This window comes from Natrinema gelatinilyticum, from assembly GCF_024266705.1.
In the GTDB taxonomy this organism is placed as follows: domain Archaea; phylum Halobacteriota; class Halobacteria; order Halobacteriales; family Natrialbaceae; genus Natrinema; species Natrinema gelatinilyticum.
This window is the reverse complement of the sequence record NZ_CP100757.1, coordinates 827,533-842,498: the sequence shown is the minus strand read 5'-3', so window position 1 is coordinate 842,498 and position 14,966 is coordinate 827,533. Positions and strand designations below refer to the sequence as shown.

Sequence of the window (14,966 nt, the reverse complement as noted above, 5' to 3'; positions counted from 1 at the left end):
GCTCCACCCATGACTGCCAAATCTCGCAGGGTTACACGCGAATTGGAAGCTATATAATCGCGAGGGAGAGGGTATGAGACGTATTCTATGACATGCTGTTGTGGAGCATGACACCAGTGTCTGCCGATTAGACTCCTTAGGCTCGACAAGAAAGCGGCCAGACTGTACTGTCGCTCTCGAAACCCGTGGATATTCCGATCCGGTTCCACTAGAAGATTCCCGACGACACCACGCGGCTATTACGTGAAGCAAGCGAGCAAGCGAGGTTTTCGATGATCGTGCATTTCTCTGAACGATGGACGAACCAGTAGTGTGCCTCATTCGGGAAAGGTAACTACCGATGACTAGCACTCTTGGAAGTTGATGTACAACGCATACAAATATGATAGATGAATTATCTCGTAGGTTTATTTATCGTGAACTTGTCCTCATCGTATGACTCTCATATCATATTGGAATAGATTATTTGAGAGTAACAACACAGGGAACAATACTCGGTCAGATTTTGAGGGCGAAATCGGAGAGGAACGAGTACTCGCTCCTCTTCTCTCAGCAGAGGAGAGCGCCACGACTGATCAACTTCGGGTAGCTGTTTCACTTGCGAAAGCGAAGGACGCCACGTTGATCGTGATAGACGTGATCGTGGTTCCGTGGCAAATGCCGTTCGTGTTTCGAAACGCGGGCGGAGAGCATGATCGTAAGGACCGTTTAGACACTGTGCTTGATCAGTTCCAGCTTTCCGAAGAACGAATAATAGGATCCATCCAACGTGCTCAAAGTGAGGCTCGAGGGGTTTTACAGTTGATCGACGAGTTTGCACCCGATACACTGGTTTTACCGAAGACGCCGCCAAGTAGCCCGTTCTATCGAAGACCGACCGAAGCGATTGTTTCTAACGCACCAACTGACGTTGTCGTTGTGACTGGGAAGCCTGACTATAACGGGATTTCTTCGATTTTGCTTCCAGTTTCGGGGGGGCCTCATACAGAGTTGGCAATTGAAGTCTCTCGAAGTATCGCTACCAGTCACGATGCCTGGATTGACGTGTTTCACGTTATCGAGGAAAAACCGGATTCGTCCGAACGGGATACGGCGGACAGTATTATTACCGAAGTGAAAAATCACTTCGACGAATTGGATAGGGTCTCAGGGTGGATTTTTGAAGCAGACGATGCTTCGAACGCGATCATCGAACAATCGCGTTACTACGACTTGACGGTGATTGGTGCACCGACGCAAGAAAAATTCTACCGAGTCATATACCGTTCGACGGCTAAAGCGGTCCGAAAGACCGCTCAGACCAGGGTAATCTTGGTCCAATGTTCTCATTGATATACTCCTGCGCCTGAAGACACAGGAAGCCTAAGCGTCGGAGATTTCGGGTTTCCAATCCTACCGAGCATCCGACCGGTGAGAATTCGTGGGGATATTCGCGGTGTAAGCGGGCAGGACTGCCGGGAGTGCCAAGCCCCTGGTACTCCTATCTGCTGTCGTATTCGGTCTCCCGATGTTGTTTTTGCCACGGGGGGTCCGGCAGACTTCGACGGGCTCGAAGTTACTTTGAGTCGTGCTTACAACATCAACTCCACTCGTATCCTGTGAGGATACGGCGGGCATCAACTGGTTCCGATTGTTGTGTGGTTGCTTGGGGTGGGCAAGCTGCCATCGTCGGACTGGTGGAACCGCCCTCTTTCACATCAATTCCTACTTATAGTAGTATCGATTTACACTTCAATCTACGAATTAGAAATTTCGAACTATCCATCGAACGTGGATTGATTCCGTGTTGTCGGATTCATCCTGCGCCTAAAGGCGCAGGTATTCTCCTTGATTTCGTATAACTCTACACTCGAGACGGCTTAGCGACGCGATCGATTATCTCGGCCCGTGAGTAGAGAGGACTCGGTCTCCGGAGTGGTCGTTCGAATCGAGTCACTCTATCGGCGGAGCAGGCCGAGTGCACCAGGGGTGAAGGCCGTACGCTACGCTTATCATCCAACCCTTCGTCACTACGGGCACAGTTGCGACGTGGAGGTACAGACGCCTCAAGGGCTATCATCGGTCTGGACGCTCGCCCGTATAGATCGGATTGTGCATGTCAACCGCCTCGGGGTCACGCCCCGTGGCATCCGCCTCGTACCGCCTGTGAAGTTATGGTTTAGCGCCCGGTAGTTCGTACGTGAATCGATGACATTCGTTTGTGGAGGCGTGAAATTCACGTACGTGGACAGTACACTCACGCACGTGGATATGACACCGGGTCAAATAGACGCGCCGAACCGACGGCGGACGACGGACGGCTCTTCCCTCGAATTGTAATATGAGCGGTTTTTATCACCGGTATCTACTGGTTCTGGTCCGCTTTCTTCCGTTCGCAGTCGCGTTTCTTCGCGACAGGCGTCGGTTCCTGCTGTTCGGGTCGCGAAGACGGGTCGAGAGTGCGGCCCACCGACTGAGAGCCGAGCGGATACGGGACACGATGTTGGAACTCGGACCCGCGTTCATCAAAGTCGGGCAGGTGCTTTCGACGCGTCCGGATATCGTGCCACCGCCGTACGCCGAGGTGTTCGGGACGCTCCAAGACGAGGTTCCTGAGCAGGCGGGTGGGGACCCAAAGACCGTCCTCACCGCGGAACTCGAGGACGACCTCGATCTATCGACGCTCGAGCCGATCGCCGGCGGGTCGCTCGCCTTCGTGTACGTGGTGACCCGCGGGGACGAACGGATCGCACTGAAGGTCCGTCGTCCCGACGTGAAACCCCAGGTCGAGCGCGACCTTCGAGTGATCCGCAGTTTACTCCCATTCGTCGTCCGCTTTATCGAGGAACGCCAACGGTACTCGGTTCGGAACGCGGCCGACGATTTCGAGGAGATAATTACGGACGAACTGGATTTCGCCCGGGAGCGGGCCATTATGACCGAAATCGGGGAAAACTTCGCCGACGACGACCGCGTCGTCGTTCCCGATGTCTACGAAGACCTCTCGTCCGAACGCGTACTCGCGATGGAGTACGTGACCGGCCGAAAGATAACCGCAGCCGACGCGTTCGACGGCCTTGACGTGACGCCGCACGAAATGGCGACGCGAATCACGGAGATATACCTGAAGATGGGACTCATCGACGGGGTGTTCCACGCGGATCCCCACCCGGGAAATCTCGCCGTCACGGACGCAGGACGGTTGCTGATCTTCGACTTCGGAATGAGCGACCGTCTCTCCGAGACCGTTAGGGAGGACATCGCTGGACTCTATCGCGCGCTCGTCCGACGTGACGTCGACTCGCTCGTCGACGCCCTGATCGCGGTCGACGTCCTCGAACCGTCGGTCGACCGTGTCGAGGTGAGACGTGTCCTCGAACTCGTCATCAAGGACCTCGAGGGGCGGTCGGAGATCACCTGGCGGATGATATTCACGGAACTGACGACGATGCTCAGGGATTTTCCGTTTCGTCTCCCACCGGACGTGATGTTGCTCATCAGGACCGGAACCGTCGGTGAAGGCGTCTGTCGGCAACTCGACCCAGAGTTCGACTTTCTCGTCGCGGTTCGATCGTTCCTCATAGAGCAGGGGCTCATCGAAAGCGAATTCGAGGCTTTCGTCGAGAAGACGCGGACGGACCTTCTGCAGTCGATACCCACGCTGGCGGGGCTACCCGCTCGATTCGATCGAACGATGCGGCAACTCGAGCGCGGTGAACTCGTCGTCCGAACCGAACCGGTCGACGGGACCAATCACGGGTATCGGGACGTCGGGTTCGCCGTGCTCGCCGGTGCGTTGATCGTGGCGGCCGCGATTCTCACGCTCCACGAACGACCGTACGAGGTTCCGGCCAGTTTCCTCGCAGGCGTCTTTCTCGTGACCTATCTCCTCCGCCGTCGGCGGTAGGAGCCGTTGTATCTGCCGTATATTCCATTCAAACGCGTTTCCTGGGCGTTTCCTTTCAGACGCGTTTCCGAATCACGTTAACTGCGTTTGGTCCTGCCGGGAGATCAAATTAAATACCCAATTAGATAGGCCAATCGGATAGGCTATTCGAATAGGCTTATCAAATACACCGGTAAAGAAAGCCAGGTAGGCGGTCCAGTCGGATACGCCCGCAAAGTAGACCGATCGAGCGCGTCGGATGGAGAGATCAATCGAGTACACCGGATAGAGAGGCCAGTATAGTGAACTGGATAACGAAATCAGTTCAGTGGGTCGATTGGAGAGACCGGTAGAGGTGAGCAGTTCAGTGAACAGGTCCGGGAGGCCAACCGGGGAGGTCTCTCGCGATCACCACAGCGGCACAACAGTTCGGTGCGGTTCCCGCAGTTGCGGCACCGTCGAGATTCGCCACACCTGATCGGTGGATTTATAGAATCTTCATCGGACTTCTTCACCGAAGCGGATGGTGGAGAGAGCCGACGTGACGAAATTCAGTTAACGATACGCGGTGTAAAATCATGGTTTCAGTAGTCGAGTTATTCGTTCGAGTCGTCGGAAACGACCCGGTGATCCAGGGTTTCGTTGGCGGAATCGTCATCGCGATGTTGAACTTGATCGGCGCGTCGCTCGTCCTCATCTGGCGGAATCCATCGGAGCGGGCGCTCGATGGCGCCCTCGGATTTGCAGCCGGTGTGATGCTCGCAGCGGCGTTCACGAGCCTCATCCTTCCCGGTATCGAGCAGTACTCGGGGGGAAATCCCGTTCCGACGCTGGTGGGTCTCGTACTCGGCGTCGTGTTTCTCGACCGTGCCGATATGCTCGTTCCCCACGCCCACTACCTATTAACCGGACGCAGACGCCCGGACGAGGCCGATCCGTCCACGTCCCTGCCTCTCGACAACGAGCGACTGACGCCCGTCATCCTGTTCATCCTGGCGATCACGCTCCACAATATGCCCGAGGGTTTGGCCGTGGGCGTCGGCTTCGGCTCCGGCGACGTCGAAAACGCGATTCCGCTCATGTTCGCTATCGGTATCCAGAATATTCCGGAAGGGCTCGCCGTGTCGGTCGCAGCGATCAACGCAGGGCTGGATCGGCGCTTCTATGCAGTGTTCGCCGGCGTACGGTCCGGAATCGTCGAAATTCCGCTCGCGGTAGTGGGTGCAATCGCGGTGACCGTCGTCGAGCCGTTGCTTCCGTACGCGATGGGCTTCGCCGCTGGGGCGATGCTCTTCGTCATCTCCGATGAGATCATCCCCGAAACCCACACGCGCGGATACGAACGGATCGCGACACTCGGAGTGATGGCCGGCGTGGTCGTGATGCTGTATCTCGACGTCAGTTTGGGCTAGGTACCGACTGGTTCGGTCGAGAAATCACCCGAATGCCATGCGAGCAACCGGTACAGAACGGTCATTGCAATTGTAAGGACGCCATTTTTCTAACCGGTCGGAGCAGGCTCCGATAGAGATGTTCGACCGAAGAACGATACTGAAGCTGATCGGTGCGAGTACCGCACTCAGTGGCATTAGCACATCCGCGAGCGCACAAGACGGCGACGACGAACCGGACTACGGCGATTGGTTCGACGACGTCGAGAACTACGAGGAGACCGAGGACATGACGGGCGAAGAGGAGGTGACGGTCGACGTCGGAGCGGGTGATAATGGGTTACAGTTCGATCCGCCCGCGATCCGCATCGATCAGGATACGACGGTCGTCTGGGAATGGACCGGAGAAGGCGGTAGCCACAACGTCGTCCACGTTCCTGAAGAGGAAGAAGAATTACAGATCGAAAACGCAACCGGTGCGGACGAGCCCGTCTTCGAGACGGAAGTCACTAGCGAAGAGGGATATACGTTCGAACACCAGTTCGAAGACACCGGAACGTACCTCTACGTATGTGAGCCCCATCGCCAGCAGGGGATGAAAGGCGCGGTGGTCGTCGAATAGGAGCGAACGCTCCTTCGAATCTCATCGCCGTCGACGAGCGTCAGGTACTTTTGATCCCTTCGATGACTTCTTCGAAGCGTTCGATCGGCTGAGCCCCGACGAGCGACTCTTGCGATCCCGACTCTCGGTCGATAGCGACGAACGTTGGCGTGCCCGAAATTCCGAACGAGCGCGCTTGCTCGGAGTCGGCATCGACCTGGGCTTCGAACTCCGACCGGCGTTCGTCCAGACACGTCTCGAGGGCATCGGCGTCGACGCCGGAAACCGAACGCGTGTATTCGACGAGATTTTCCGACGACGCCCAGCCGGAGTTCTTCTCGCCCTGCTTGTCGAAGATCGCCGTCCGCCAGTCCCAATACGCCGACGGATCAGACTGACTGACCCGATCCCAGACGCACTTACTTGCGACCGCGGCGGTCATCGAGTCCGCGCCGAAATACGGCAGCGAAATGAACACGATCCGAAGCTCTCCGGGTCGAACGTAGTCCTGGACGAGGTCGGGAAGGGTCTCCCGTTCGAAGCGTTCGCAAAACGGACACTGGAAGTCCGTCCAGTAGTACAGTTCGAGCGGTGCGTCCGCCGCGCCCATGATCGGCTTCTCCTGCAACTCGACGCCGAGAGCGGAGGTTTCATCGCTCGAGTGAAACGACGGGGAGAGGTCGTTATCGTCGCTGTCGTCGGAGCGTGTGAGAAAGTAGACGCTACCACTGCCGAGCAGTACGACGGAGCCGGTGAGAACAGCGCGACGGGACGGCTGATCGAGGGACATCGCTTGTACTCGTAACCGTTCGTACCACTGGACTGTAAGCAGGCCCCCGATTTGCTGGCCCAGCAAATCGGGTCCGATCCAGGTCTGACTCTATCGGATCGACCTGCTCGACAACTCCACCGATCTCACGCCGATCGCTGTTCGATCGAATCGACCATCTCGGGAGAAGAACGAATACCGCGAGCGAACGACGCCGAATCGTCCAGTCGCTACGAGTCCATGACCTCGAGCGTCCAGTCACCGTCGGCTTCGACGTTGAGCCAGGCGGTTCCGCCTGCCTTGTACGACCGTGAGTTGTCGAACTCGCCGGTCCGATAGACGAGTATCTCTCGACTGCCGTCCGCACCGTAGCCGTCGACGATGAACGCGCCGTCCCCCTCGTGTGTCGCGACGACTCTGGTGCGGCCATCCGTCCATAGCGGCCCAACGACGCCCGAGCCCGTTCCGGACGCCTGCACGGGGAGGTCCTCGAGTTCGTCGCTCTCGACTGCGGGCTGGGTGAGTTCGATCGACCACGCGCCATCCGCGTCGACTTCGAGCCTATATGTGCCACTCTCGACGGCCATGATCGACTTACCAGCTGTACTCCCCGCCGTCGTCACTAGGTTCTCGTCGGTACCGTCCCCGTTGGCTTCCGTCACGTCGACCGTGATCTCAGAATCGCCCTCGTGGGTGGTGTTCGCGACGAGGACGCCGTCGTCGAGGTCGAACGTCGGTGTATTGACCGATCCCGATCCCTCGAACTCGTGGGACTGGCCCGCCTCGAGGATGGTCCCGTCGGGCCGCTCTCTGTTGGCGGGTTCGTCGTCGCCACCGTCGCGTTTCCACGACCCGTCGACGAGATCTGATGGGGTGATGACGTCCAGGTCTCGCTGTTCGATGTGGTCGAGAAGCAATCCGAAGTCGTCGAGCGACATTCTGTTCTCGTTTATTCCGACGTCTTCCTCGTCGACGATACGCGGGATCCGTAATACGGTGAGGAGGCCGTACTGATCGGAGAGATTGGTGTGGCGTCGAACGCCAGTGTGAAGCGCAGGCCCCCAGATGAACGGAATCATGTGCATCTCGGTCGGCGGCACGCCCGTCGTTCCGGAACTGTACAGGAACGCCGACTCGTAAACGTCTCTGGCGATATTGTAGGTCGTCGGATCCAGCCCCTCATCGGGAACGAACAGGTGACGCGATCCGTTCTCGAAGCCGCTCTTCGCGAGTGCGTCTCGAGCAGATTCGAGGACCTCACGCTGTTGTTCCTTGGGATGTTCGGGCAGCGGCGTCGAAACGTCCGGGAGCGAGCAGATGTCCCAACCGCGGTCGCTGAGGTCGCGGAGTTCGGAACGCCCCATCCGTCCGCGGTCGCCGATGCGTGCTGGACTGATCGGAACCGCACCGGCCCAGTCGCGTTCTGCAAGCATCTCGGCCGCGATATCGTAGTGCGAATCGTGACCGCCGTAGAACGTGAGAATCGCTTTCCCGTTTTTGGCCGATTTCGTTCGGCGGAGGTCGTCTACCACCAGCCTCGTCGGCCCGTCGTCGGGGCCGTCCGCGGAAATGGTGATACCCGTGACGTTCGAGAGGTCCGGATCGTCGCCGGGCTTTTGCTGGTAGCCACAGTCCATCCGGAACCAACCGTCGTACCCGTCCGGGAGTGTTCGCGTGCTAGCCAGACGCGCGCTTCGCGTCGGTGCGAAGAATTCGACGGTGATCTGAGTGGCGGACTCCGGTTTAACCGCCACCGACGTGACCCAGTCCACGAGATCAATTCCATCGGAGAACTGCATCTGTATACTGACGCTTCCCCCGTTGCTTTCGATGACCGCGGCTTGCGACCCGGTTCGCGCCTTATCCGGGGCGGCCGATATTTCACCGGTCCGAGGCGACCACTCGTCGAGAGTTTCGAAATCCGAGAGGACCTCACCGGCGTCGATGGCAGGCCAGCGGACGGGTCCAGTGTTCGGTTCGTTATCGCCGGATCCATTTCCACCGCCTCCGTCGTCCGATAATGCGTCCATACAGCCAGCGAGAGTCGTCGAGCCGGCTCCGAGTACGGCCAACATGCGCCGTCGGGAGGACGTGAGCCGTCGGGAAGAGTCGCCATCCGCGTCGGGTTCGTGAGCCATAGTTGATAGGATACTCGTCGTTACATTCACTGCATTCATCATAGATAGAACTGACGATTTGCTGACTCAGCGAATCGGAGTCGGAGATTTCAGTGTGCCCTACCTCTCGTTCGAACGAGATGCCTACGCACTATTCGATCGAGGGGTACCTGCAGAACCTCTCTGCTGCAGTCTCGTATCCGTTCGAGACGTGGCGGGACGCGATCGGACTGATACTCGTGACCCTCGGCACCTACGTCCTGTTGATACTGAGCGCGATGCCGACGTATGCGCTGCAGATGCTCGGCGACGGACTCCACTGGTTCACGTACGTTCTCGTCGCACTCACGGAGACGGTGTATCGATCCGACGGGTGGACGGGCCTCGCGATTATCGTTCTCTATGCCTCGCTTTCCGGCGTCGCGGTCGTAAACGCCGTCGGGCAACTCCGGGTCGGCGGCCTCTCGAGTCTGACGGATCTCTCCGGTATTTTCCCCGGCCTCGTCGCGTCAGGCTGTGCGAGCTGTGGCGCCGGGCTACTCGGCTTCCTCGGGTTCGCCGGCGGGGTGGCCGTGCTCCCGTACGACGGTTCGCTGCTCCGCGTCGGCGGTCTCGTCTTATTGCTGTTCTTTCTCGGACGGACGGGCCATCCCGAGCGGTGTGCGTTCCCGACGGAGGCCCCGGAATGACCGCCCACGACTTCCTCGAATCGATCCGGTCGGATCGCCGAGCAATCGCACAGGGAGCGGTCGCCGGAATCGGCGTCTTTCTGCTGTTCGGGGTCGTCACCGGACTCGTCCCGAATCCGCTCTACGTCCGCATGGTTCCCCGGGAGCCGGTCGATTACCTGCTTCTCGCACTGACCGCACTGCTGGCGGGAACGTATATCACACAGCGGATCGCGACCGAATCGCGACTCGATGGCGAGAGCGATGACTCGAGCGACGAGGATCGGTGGGTGATCGGCGGGTTGATCGGTGGGTTCCTCGCGGTCGGCTGTCCGATCTGTAACATCTTCTTGCTCGCCCTGTTCAGTTCGTCCACGCTCATGACGTACTTCGACCCGCTCCGACCGGCCCTCGGCGCGCTCTCTGTCGCGCTCCTCGCAGGGTTGATCTGGGTCCGCCACAGGCGGACGTGTCCGACCTGTCAGGTGTGACGTATCCGCGGTCGTCCGATTCCGCACCCTCATCACCTCTATCGCACGGACGTCGAGATTCTGCTCTGGATCGTCGGCATCTTCGTCTCGGTCTTCCTACTCGAGGTCCTCTATCTGACGCGAAGCCCCTTCGATCCCGCGGACGAAAGCGACGTGTGACGGCCCTCGGTGCGCCCTGTCGATCGACGCGACGTCTCGGCACCGTGCTACCGCTCAAGCTCGTCGACGGAGACCCGTCCATTGTCGATCTCCGCCGTACTGTGAACGTCTCATACGGTCTGCTGTACCGATGTACCGGTGCAACCGCGACCGTCCTGCGGTTGCACCGGCAATGACGTACAGTAGTCCGTATCACGTGGTCTTCTTTTCGACGACGAGATCCTCGATCGCGAGCAGATCGAGCCCCATCCCGTAGAAGTCTTTGAGCGCCTGCGTCGGCGTCCTGACGATCGGTTCGGCGTGATCGTTGAATGACGTGTTCAGGACGACCGGAACACCGGTGATGTCCTCGAACTCCGCGATGAGCCGGTGATAGCGCGGGTGTTGATCCTCGCGGACGGTCTGCGGGCGCGTCGAGTCGTCGGCCGGGTGCAGGACGGCTTCGAGTTCCGCGGCCGCCTCCGGATGAACGTCATACGCGTCGATCATGAACGGAGCCGGTTGACCGTCGTCGAGGTACCTGTCAGCTGCTGACTCGAGCATCGACGGTGCGAAGGGCCGCCACGTTTCGCGATGTTTGACGAACCGATTGACGCGGTCTCGGGAATCTGCGCTGCGGGGATCGGCGAGGATGCTCCGGGCCCCAAGCGCTCGCGGCCCCAGCTCCATTCGTCCCTGAAACCAGCCGACGAGGTCGCCCGCTGCGAGCCGCTCGGCGACGTATCGCTCGAGGTCGTCCGGTTCCGCGTACTCGAGTTTGTTCGTCTCGAGGAGCGATCGGATCTCGTCCGTCTCATACTCGGGACCGAGATAGACGTCGGTCTGACGGTCGACGGCCGCCGGACGCTGCCTCGACCATCCAGCTCCGAGAGCGAGACCCGCGTCGTGGGCGACCGGCTGGACGAAGACGTCGTCCACGGCCGGCGACTCGCGGACGCGCTTATTTAGTTTGCAGTTCAGCGCGACGCCGCCTGCGATCGAAACGTTTGCCGTACCAAATTGATCGACGGCGGTCTCCGCGATGTCGACGACCGTCTCCTCGAGCAGTTTCTGGGCAGTGTAAGCGAGGTCTTTCTCCCACTGGCCGTACTCGCCGGGTGTCTCGTGTCGAGGACGGTCGAATACACCCTCGAGGGTTTCGACACCGTGGCCGGTTCCCCAGCGTTTCGTCAGTTTGGTGACGTCGTAGTCGACGCCCGTGTCGATCAGCTCCCGAAGGGCAGACTCGATTTCGGGGTTATCGTCGCCGTAGGGGGCGAGCCCCATCACCTTTCCTTCGCCGTTGAACATCCGATACCCGAGGTACTCCGTCACTGTGGCGAAGAAGAGCCCGAGACTGTTCGGGTGTTCGTACGTCCGGACGCGTTTCAGTCGCCGTCCCGTCGCGTGCCAGACGACCGTCGAATCGTACTCGCCTTTCGCGTCCACGGTGAGGACGACGGCCTCGTCGAACGCCGACGGGTGGAACGCGCTCGCGGCGTGACAACGGTGGTGCGGAACCGTTTCGATCGGTGGGAGCGGCGTCCCGAACGACTCGAGGCGGTTCTCGATCTGTCGCGTCGGAAGGAACCGGCTCCTGATCTGGGTCACGATCGTTCGTTCTAGCGCGGTGAGTTTTCTGAAAAGCCTAGGCGCTGTGAACTACTCCGCCCTACCGCGCTCGGGCCTCCCCGGCCCTCGCTGGGTGCGGACGGAGCGTCCTGTTTCTGTGTCGGAACGTGCAGGAACAGATCCCACAGCGTCCACAAGACGCGGAGCGTCTCGTGCGGCCCGGCAGAACGCCGTTGACGTTCTGCGGACGGTTCCAGACTCCGCAGGCGACTTCCCGTTACAGGTGGTTCGGAGTGTCCCGCTCCTACCGGTTGGACACTCGACCACAACCGACGATGCACGCTTGTTGTCGCGTTTGAACACCGCCGAAAGCGTGGTGAGCATCTTACTTTCACCTTCGACCGAAGGGATAATAAGAGTGCCGATTCACGCGAAAACAAGCGTGCGGGCGCTGTCTCCCCTCCCTGCTCGCTTCGCTCGCTGCGGATAGCGCGGGACCGTCGGTCCCGCTGACCATGCGAACGGCGTCGCCGTGAACAAGAAGGTGGGGTTAGCGCCCTCAATTACAGCTAATCGCGTCTGTGAGGTAGTGGGTGGCAATTTCGTTGCGAAGGCTCGGATCGTACGGAAGGAGGATGCGATCGAGGTCCGTAATCTCGAGGTCCCGATGCTCGAGACAGGCCCGAATCGCGTGTTCGGGGAACGTTTCAGTAGCGTGTTTGTCCCGCGTGTACCGTTCCTCTTCGACACCGAAAACGGGGGTCCCGTCTGCGAAAAGGACGGCACTCGGATCGTGTTGGCCGTACAGCCCGACCGCGGGTTTACATGCGAGTAGATAATCCGTCATGATTCCGTGACAGTGACGCTATTATAAACCAAGCGGGGCGGACTTCAACACGCTGACCGGTCAAGCGGAGTCCCTTTCCTCAAGGAACGAGCGAAGCGAGTGAGTAGGGAAGGGAGGAGCGCACGCAAATTGTTAAGACTGGCCGCATCGTTGGAGTAACTGTCCATGACGGGCCACAGACAGTCCGCGAGGGTTGGCGTGCCAACGGAGCCACGGTGCGTTTCTCGACATGGACGGGTCGCAGTCAACCGACCCCGAAAGACGGACCGACGAAACGAACGTGACGCCCTGTGCCTCTCCGTCGCTCGTGACCGAACGGGCGTAGAGTGGAGGTCACGTCTAATTAAATTGCCTCTGGCGTCTGGCTGTGCGCTACAAGCGTCTTTCGTCGGCATGAGTCCCATGCCGAGAAGACACACGCAAGCCCCGTCCTTGACGAGCGCATCAGCGCGAGTAGGGCGGGGTAGTTGACTACAGATGTGACGATTTGCTGGATCTGCAAATCGTGGCCTATTTGATGGTGACCATCGGGACATATCGTGTGCAACACGGAGGTTCCCCGAAATCATCGGACGTATTTCAGATCCTCGCAGACGACTACGCACGAGAGATACTCGTCGCGGCCGATCAGGGTCCGATGACCGCGAAAGCGCTGAGCGAGGAGTGCGACGCCTCCCTCACGACGATCTATCGCCGCGTATCGACCCTCAAGGACCTCGAACTCATCGAGGAGCGCCACACTGTCGACTCGGACGGATCCCATCGAAGCGAGTTCGAGACGGCGCTCGAGGGGCTCCACGTCGATCTCACCGACGGCAAACTATCGCTGACAATGGAGACGCGCGACGAGCTCGCCGACAACTTCACGGCCCTCTGGGGCGATTTGCGAGGTGAAAACTGATGAAGGCGTCGTTCGTACTCCCCAAGCTAATTACGCTCATCTTGAGTCTCACGGTCGCGTATCTGGCGTATCACGGCTATCGACGGAACGATCAACGGCCGCTGCTCTACGTCGCCGGCGGGTTCGTGTTCATCGGTGCGGGGGCGATCTGTGAAGGGCTTATCTACCAGACGTTCGGGGCGACGACTTTATCCGCTGCACTCATCCAAGCAGTTATCGTCTCGAGCGGGATGCTCCTGGTTCTCGTGTCGCTGACGAAGTGAGCGTCCCGCAGGGCGTTCCGGTTGACGACCGCAGTACGATTTTCCTCGTCGAATCGGCGTCGTGTGGACCTTCGTGACCCTCACCGGGAGTGAAAGGCAGATCGGTAGGTTCGGGTGCGTTTGTAATGGATCGATAGCAGTTGTTGCAAATACGATTTCTTTATTCAGTCTGCGGCGCGATTTTTTCGTGCCGATTCCTCCGTCTCGCATGAGCTATCTCACCCGGTGACCTTCGTCTTTTCCTCTGAGTTCTGATGCTGGTCCGACCGGGGTTCGACGGGCTCGACGGGCTTCACTCGCAGCTCACCGAAGCCGTACTTCGAGTGACTGCCGACCCGGAGGATGCTGCTCTTCGCAGTCTCCACCGGACGGTCGCCCTCGTAAGCGACCACCTGCCCGTGGTCCACCGTCTGGAGCCTGTACACCTCCTGCTGTTCCAGCACCTTCTCCTCGCGTTCACGGAGATCGCGGCGGTCCTCCTTCCACCACCACGGGACGTCCAGATCGTGGGCGTTCGGGTACTCCGACTCCAGCACGAATGGCGTCACGAGTTCGAGGATGAACGCCTCGCCGTCTTCGAGGCGCGAGTAGTCCAACGCCTCCAGGTCTACGACCTGCGTGTCTTTCAGCCGCGTGATGCCGTAGCCGTAGTTGCGCTTCCCGCCGAACTGGAGGCCGTCCAGGGCGCTCTCGTCAAGTGGGATGACGTCGCCCCGGTCGGCGTGGAGGTACGCGTTGATGTACCACTTCGTCGTCTGCTGTTGCTTCCGCGCGTCGTCGGGCTTCCCCATGATCGTCTCGTGGGAGAGCGCCGGGTGGCCGCTCTGGACGCGGATGTCGTGCGTGTTCAGCGCGTCTCGCGGCCGGGAGTCGAGAAGCCACGAGTGCGACGCCTGCCGCATCAGGAACAGGTCGTTGTAGCTCTTGACGTCTGGGAGGCCGCTCCCGAGGTACGGCCGGGTGCCCGACTGACTGTGTTCCTCGGGGAACGTCCCGAACTGACTGGGCACGAAGACGCCGTGACTCGCGTTTAGGTGCCGGTGGAGGTCGTGCGGGAGCTGCTGACCGAGCGCGTGCATGATGGCGTTCCCCGAGACGTAGTACGGGTGGCCGATGTAGTCCATCTCCAGTTCCCACTGAACTTGCTGGATGCGCGTCATCGGTCGAACGCCCCCCGGAAGTCCTCGATGTACTGGAGCGCGGTAGACCACGCGCCGATCCGGCGGAGGTTCGCGTCGAGCACCATGTCGTACTTGTCGTGAGCGGCTACTCGCCCGTCGCGCGAGACGCGATCGTCATAGATCGTGGAAAAATTCACCGGTACGTGCCGGAGAAAAGACGGG

Annotated in this window: 11 protein-coding genes and 3 pseudogenes; 8 read left to right on the top strand and 6 right to left on the bottom strand. The window is 59.6% G+C overall.

Annotated elements, in window-relative coordinates; translation table 11 throughout:
- The first annotated feature begins 435 nt into the window (after positions 1–435).
- From NJU76_RS22025 to NJU76_RS22010, 4 genes are all read left to right on the top strand, one after another.
- Positions 436–1,332: a universal stress protein gene (locus tag NJU76_RS22025; RefSeq protein ID WP_254532623.1), complete on the top strand. Its 897-nt coding sequence runs from the start codon at positions 436–438 to the stop codon at positions 1,330–1,332.
- Positions 1,333–2,320: 988 nt separating this feature from the next.
- Positions 2,321–3,886 (top strand): ABC1 kinase family protein, encoded by a 1,566-nt coding sequence (locus NJU76_RS22020; protein ID WP_254532622.1) that lies wholly within the window; start codon positions 2,321–2,323, stop codon positions 3,884–3,886.
- A gap of 557 nt (positions 3,887–4,443) precedes the next feature.
- On the top strand, positions 4,444–5,277 hold the full coding sequence (locus NJU76_RS22015; protein ID WP_254532621.1) for a ZIP family metal transporter: 834 nt from the start codon (positions 4,444–4,446) through the stop codon (positions 5,275–5,277).
- A gap of 118 nt (positions 5,278–5,395) precedes the next feature.
- Positions 5,396–5,878 (top strand): halocyanin domain-containing protein, encoded by a 483-nt coding sequence (locus NJU76_RS22010; RefSeq protein WP_254532620.1) that lies wholly within the window; start codon positions 5,396–5,398, stop codon positions 5,876–5,878.
- A 40-nt stretch (positions 5,879–5,918) separates the two neighbouring features.
- Here NJU76_RS22010 and NJU76_RS22005 read toward each other — a convergent pair whose 3' ends face one another.
- Positions 5,919–6,647 (bottom strand): DsbA family protein, encoded by a 729-nt coding sequence (locus NJU76_RS22005; protein ID WP_254532619.1) that lies wholly within the window; start codon positions 6,645–6,647, stop codon positions 5,919–5,921.
- Between the two features lie 209 nt (positions 6,648–6,856).
- Positions 6,857–8,656: a polysaccharide deacetylase family protein gene (locus NJU76_RS22000; protein WP_254532618.1), complete on the bottom strand. Its 1,800-nt coding sequence runs from the start codon at positions 8,654–8,656 to the stop codon at positions 6,857–6,859.
- A 227-nt stretch (positions 8,657–8,883) separates the two neighbouring features.
- Between NJU76_RS22000 and NJU76_RS21995 the strand changes: the two genes are divergently transcribed.
- Together NJU76_RS21995 and NJU76_RS21990 are read left to right on the top strand one after the other, a co-directional pair.
- Positions 8,884–9,432 carry a hypothetical protein gene (locus NJU76_RS21995; protein WP_254532617.1) on the top strand — a complete coding sequence of 183 codons (549 nt, stop codon included), beginning with the start codon at positions 8,884–8,886 and terminating at the stop codon, positions 9,430–9,432.
- Positions 9,429–9,902, top strand: a complete 474-nt coding sequence (locus NJU76_RS21990; protein WP_254532616.1) for a hypothetical protein — start codon at positions 9,429–9,431, stop codon at positions 9,900–9,902. The genes NJU76_RS21995 and NJU76_RS21990 overlap by 4 nt, the downstream gene beginning before the upstream one ends.
- Before the next feature lie 269 nt (positions 9,903–10,171).
- On the opposite strand, the pseudogene NJU76_RS21985 reads toward NJU76_RS21990, so the two are convergent.
- Together NJU76_RS21985 and NJU76_RS21980 are read right to left on the bottom strand one after the other, a co-directional pair.
- Positions 10,172–11,696: pseudogene (locus NJU76_RS21985) on the bottom strand (carbamoyltransferase family protein); the annotation flags it as partial.
- Positions 11,697–12,183: 487 nt separating this feature from the next.
- A pseudogene (locus tag NJU76_RS21980) lies at positions 12,184–12,459 on the bottom strand (carbamoyltransferase N-terminal domain-containing protein); the annotation flags it as partial.
- A gap of 541 nt (positions 12,460–13,000) precedes the next feature.
- Between NJU76_RS21980 and NJU76_RS21975 the strand changes: the two are divergent.
- Both NJU76_RS21975 and NJU76_RS21970 read left to right on the top strand, forming a co-directional pair.
- Entirely contained in the window at positions 13,001–13,360 is a 360-nt protein-coding gene (locus NJU76_RS21975; RefSeq protein ID WP_254532615.1) for an ArsR/SmtB family transcription factor, read from the top strand.
- Positions 13,360–13,623, top strand: a complete 264-nt coding sequence (locus tag NJU76_RS21970; protein ID WP_254532614.1) for a DUF7521 family protein — start codon at positions 13,360–13,362, stop codon at positions 13,621–13,623. The genes NJU76_RS21975 and NJU76_RS21970 overlap by 1 nt, the downstream gene beginning before the upstream one ends.
- 218 nt (positions 13,624–13,841) lie before the next feature.
- Here the strand turns inward: NJU76_RS21970 and NJU76_RS21965 are convergent, their stop codons facing one another.
- Entirely contained in the window at positions 13,842–14,783 is a 942-nt protein-coding gene (locus NJU76_RS21965) for a hypothetical protein (protein ID WP_254532613.1), read from the bottom strand.
- Positions 14,780–14,884, bottom strand: a pseudogene (locus tag NJU76_RS27360) (DUF8168 family protein); the annotation flags it as partial. The gene NJU76_RS21965 and the pseudogene NJU76_RS27360, both read right to left, overlap by 4 nt.
- Positions 14,885–14,966 lie beyond the last annotated feature (82 nt).

Coding starts and splice junctions, on each gene's coding strand:
- NJU76_RS21970 (WP_254532614.1), top strand. CDS start 13,360: ATGAAGGCGTCGTTCGTACTCCCCAAGCTAATTACGCTCATCTTGAGT.
- NJU76_RS22020 (WP_254532622.1), top strand. CDS start 2,321: ATGAGCGGTTTTTATCACCGGTATCTACTGGTTCTGGTCCGCTTTCTT.
- NJU76_RS22010 (WP_254532620.1), top strand. CDS start 5,396: ATGTTCGACCGAAGAACGATACTGAAGCTGATCGGTGCGAGTACCGCA.
- NJU76_RS22015 (WP_254532621.1), top strand. CDS start 4,444: ATGGTTTCAGTAGTCGAGTTATTCGTTCGAGTCGTCGGAAACGACCCG.
- NJU76_RS21965 (WP_254532613.1), bottom strand. CDS start 14,783: ATGACGCGCATCCAGCAAGTTCAGTGGGAACTGGAGATGGACTACATC.
- NJU76_RS22025 (WP_254532623.1), top strand. CDS start 436: ATGACTCTCATATCATATTGGAATAGATTATTTGAGAGTAACAACACA.
- NJU76_RS22000 (WP_254532618.1), bottom strand. CDS start 8,656: ATGGACGCATTATCGGACGACGGAGGCGGTGGAAATGGATCCGGCGAT.
- NJU76_RS21990 (WP_254532616.1), top strand. CDS start 9,429: ATGACCGCCCACGACTTCCTCGAATCGATCCGGTCGGATCGCCGAGCA.
- NJU76_RS21995 (WP_254532617.1), top strand. CDS start 8,884: ATGCCTACGCACTATTCGATCGAGGGGTACCTGCAGAACCTCTCTGCT.
- NJU76_RS22005 (WP_254532619.1), bottom strand. CDS start 6,647: ATGTCCCTCGATCAGCCGTCCCGTCGCGCTGTTCTCACCGGCTCCGTC.